The following is a 4,028-nucleotide window of genomic DNA, read 5'->3' on the forward strand; positions in this document are numbered from 1 at the left end:
AGTCGAGCTTTGGAGCGGACAAGTTCGACGTCTACACCGGGAACGCCAACCCGGAGCTGGCGCGGAACATCTGCCGTTACCTTGGCATCGACCTGGGCCACGCCGAGGTCTTCGCATTCGCCAACGAGAACATCTTCGTGAAGATCCTGGACAACGTCCGCGAGAAGGACGTCTTCCTGGTCCAGCCCACCTGCCACCCGGTCAACCAGTCGATCATGGAGCTCCTGATCATGATCGACGCCTTCAAGCGCGCCAGCGCCGGGAGGATCACGGCGGTCGTCCCGTACTACAGCTACGGGCGCTCCGACAAGAAGGACCAGCCCCGCGTCCCGATCACCGCGCGCCTCATCGCGGACATGATCACGGTCGCCGGCGCCGACCGGGTCCTCACGATGGACCTGCACCAGGGCCAGATCCAGGGCTTCTTCAACATCCCGGTGGACGAGCTCACGGCCGTCCACCTCCTCTCCAACTACTTCCTCCAGAAGGCGATCCCCGACATCGTCGTCGTGACGGATCTCGGCTTCGCGAAGCGCGCCCGGGCCTTCGCCGAGCTGCTGGATGCGCCGCTCGCGATCATCGAGAAGCGTCGCGTCGGGAACCAGGACCGCGCCGAGCTGCTCAACGTCATCGGCGACGTCCGCGGCCGGCGTGCGATCATCGTGGACGACGAGATCGACACCGCGGGCACGCTCATGGAGATCGTCCGGGCCCTGTTGCGGGAGGGCGTCGAGGACATCTACGCCTGCGCCACGCATGGAATCCTGTCCGAGGGTGCGATCGAGCGGATCGCCGGCGCACCCATCATCGAGCTCGTGCTGACGGACTCCGTCCCGCTCCCCCCCGAGAAGCGGGTTCCCAAGATCACGACCCTCTCGGTGGCCCCCCTGATCGGCGAGGCGATCCGGCGGATCCATCGGGGCGAGTCGGTCGGTGCGCTCTTCAGCAGCGAGGCCTCGCTCACCCAGGAGATGATCCTCTGGGAGGACGGGGTCGAACAGGCGCTGGACTCCCGGACCGGCGTCACCCGCCCCCCCGGGCACCTCACGACGGGGCACGACCCGGACCATCCGGCCGAGATCGCCGGCCCGGGCCCGGCCCGGACCTTCGGAGACCGATGACCCTCCAGCTCCACCAACCCGACGGCGAGGGCGGCCTCGCGCCCCGCACCGAGACGCCCAGGGACTGGCGGACCCAGCTCCGCTCGCCGCGCTGGCACGTGGCGCCCCTGGCGAACCGCGAGATGAACCCGACACGCACCTGGGTCGCGGTCCTCTTCTGGCTGGCGCTGGGCGCCCTGACCTTCGCCCTGCTCATCGCCGGGTATGGCTCCGGGTTCTGGAAGTAGCCCCCGGTTGCCCGGCCGGACCGGGAACCGGGTGAGCGGCGGCCGGCCGGAGAAGCCACGCCTATACTGACGGTCCCATGGTGCTTGGCTTCCTCTCCCGTTTCGTCGACTCCAACGACCGCGAGGTCCGGCGCCTTCAGCCGCTCGTGGACGCCGCGAACGCGCTGGAGCCGGAGCTCCGGGACGAGTCCGACGCGCAGATCCGGGCCCGGATGGACGAGGTCCGGGCCGAGCTGGCAGAGCTCCAGGAAGGCTTCGGCCCCGGCCAGGACGAGCGCGACGAGGACGACCCAGCGCGCCGCCGCGACCTCGAGACCGAGCGCCGGAAGAAGGAGACCGAGAAGCTCCAGGCGGCGCTCGACGACGTCCTGCCGGAGGTGTTCGCAGCCGCCCGCGAGGCGATGCTCCGGACGCTCGGGATGCGCCACTTCGACGTCCAGCTGATGGGAGGAATCGTCCTCCACCAGGGCAAGATCGCGGAGATGAAGACGGGCGAAGGCAAGACCTTCGTGCCGACGCTTGCCGCGACCCTCAACGGCCTCACCGGGCGGGGCGTCCACGTCGTGACGGTGAACGACTACCTGGCCCGCCGCGACGCCCAGTGGATGGGGCCGATCTTCCACTTCCTGGGCGTCTCGGTGGGGGTCGTGGTCGGCGACGAGGCCTACCGCTTCGAGCCCGGCTACCCCACGACCGACGAGCGGCTCATCAACCTCCGCCCGTGCTCGCGCCGCGAGGCCTATGCGGCCGACGTCACGTACGGGACGAACCACCACTTCGGGTTCGACTACCTCCGTGACAACCTCGTCACGGAGCTGGACCAGCGGGTCCAGCGCGGCCACCACTTCGCGATCGTGGACGAGGTGGACAACATCCTCATCGACGAGGCGCGCACCCCGCTGATCATCAGCGGCCAGGCCGAGGAATCGGCCGACCTGTACTTCCAGTTCGCCCGTCTCGTGCCCCGCCTCAAGGCCCGCCCGGAAGGCGACGAGGAGGGCGGCGACTACTTCGTCGACCTCAAGGACCGCGCGGTCTCGCCGACCGAGGAGGGGATCGCCAAGGTCGAGCAGTGGCTCGGCGTCCAGAACCTGTACGACGATCCGCGGCTGACGCGCTATTTCGACGCGGCGCTGAAGGCCCACGCGCTGTACAAGCGCGATCGCGACTACATCGTCCGGGACGGCGAGATCGTCATCGTCGACGAGTTCACCGGTCGCCAGATGCCCGACCGGCGCTGGAGCGAGGGCATTCACCAGGCGATGGAGGCGAAGGAGGGCCTGCGCGTCCAGCGCGAGTCCGTGACCCTCGCCACGGTCACGTTCCAGAACTACTTCCGCCTCTACGCGAAGCTCGCCGGGATGACCGGCACCGCGATGACCGAGGCCGAGGAGTTCCACAAGATCTACAAGCTGGAGGTCGTCTCGATCCCGACCAACCAGCCGATGATCCGCGACGACGAGCAGGACCTGGTCTTCCGCAACGAGAAGGGCAAGTACAAGGCGCTCCTCGAAGAGATCGTCGAGATGCGGGAGGCGGGCCGGCCCGTCCTGGTGGGCACGGTCAGCGTCGAGAAGTCCGAGATCCTCTCCGAGCTCCTCGAGCGGAGCGGAATCAAGCACGAGGTCCTCAACGCCAAGTTCCACGAGAAGGAGGCGCCGATCGTGGCCCAGGCGGGCCATTCGGGCGCGGTCACGATCGCGACGAACATGGCGGGCCGCGGGACCGACATCATGCTCGGTGGCAACCCGGCGGGCCTGGCGTCGGAGCTCCTGCACCGGCGGGGGCTGAACCCGGCCGAGGTGGACAAGGCAACCTACGACGACGCCCTCGCCGAGGCAAAGGCGACCTGCGACGCCGACCACGACCGGGTGGTCGCCGCCGGCGGGCTCCACATCATCGGCACCGAGCGCCACGACTCGCGCCGGATCGACAACCAGCTGCGTGGGCGCGCCGGCCGGCAGGGCGACCCCGGCTCGTCGCGCTTCTACCTCTCGCTCGAAGACGACCTGATGAAGCGCTTCGCCTCCGAGCGGGTGGCGGGCCTCATGGAGCGCCTCGGGCTGGAAGACGACGTGGCGATCGAATCGCGCCTCGTGAGCCGGACCATCGAGAGCGCCCAGACGCGGGTCGAGGGCTACAACTTCGACATCCGCAAGCGCGTCGTGGAGTTCGACGACGTCATCAACAAGCAGCGCGAGACGATCTACGCGGAGCGCGACAAAGTGCTCCGCAACGAGGACCTGACCGAGACGGTCGACGCGTTCCTCGGCGAGGAGGTGGACGCGCTCCTGGCCACCTACTGCGCCGCGGAGCTCCCCGACGACTGGAACATGGAAGGGCTCGCCGCCGCGCTCCACGCCATGGGCCTCGACGGGCCGGGGACCTCGGAGGACGAGCTCTGGGAGATCGGCGGACGGGCGGCGCTCGCCGGCCACCTGCGCGACCTGGCCGACGCCAAGCTCGAGGAGAAGTCCGCCGAGGTCGGCGCCGAGGACTGGCAGATGATCGAGCGCCTGGTCCTGCTCCGGACGATCGACTCGCTCTGGGTGGAGCACCTGACGGAGCTCGACGACATGCGGCGCGGCATCGGCCTGCGCGGCTACGCGCAGCAGGACCCGCTCAACGAGTTCAAGAAGGAAGCGTTCAACCTGTACGACCAGCTCGGCGAGCTGATCCG

Annotated in this window: 2 protein-coding genes and 1 pseudogene; all 3 read left to right on the forward strand. The window is 68.9% G+C overall.

The annotated features are described in order from the left end of the window. Positions 1 to 56: 56 nt before the first annotated feature. Positions 57 to 944, forward strand: a pseudogene (locus WAL33_RS02730) (ribose-phosphate diphosphokinase); the annotation flags it as partial. 173 nt (positions 945 to 1,117) lie between these two features. Further along, on the forward strand, positions 1,118 to 1,348 hold the full coding sequence (locus WAL33_RS02735) for a hypothetical protein (RefSeq protein ID WP_422178243.1): 231 nt from the start codon (positions 1,118 to 1,120) through the stop codon (positions 1,346 to 1,348). Positions 1,349 to 1,425: 77 nt separating this feature from the next. Beyond that, positions 1,426 to 4,028 (forward strand): preprotein translocase subunit SecA (gene secA, locus WAL33_RS02740; RefSeq protein ID WP_422178245.1); only part of this gene is annotated, 2,603 nt, incomplete at its 3' end.

Source organism: Caulobacter sp., assembly GCF_049283275.1.
Lineage (GTDB): Bacteria > Pseudomonadota > Alphaproteobacteria > Caulobacterales > Caulobacteraceae > Caulobacter.

Bases quoted from the DNA above. Each gene is read 5' to 3' on its own strand.
- WAL33_RS02735 (WP_422178243.1), top strand. From the start codon at position 1,118: ATGACCCTCCAGCTCCACCAACCCGACGGCGAGGGCGGCCTCGCGCCC.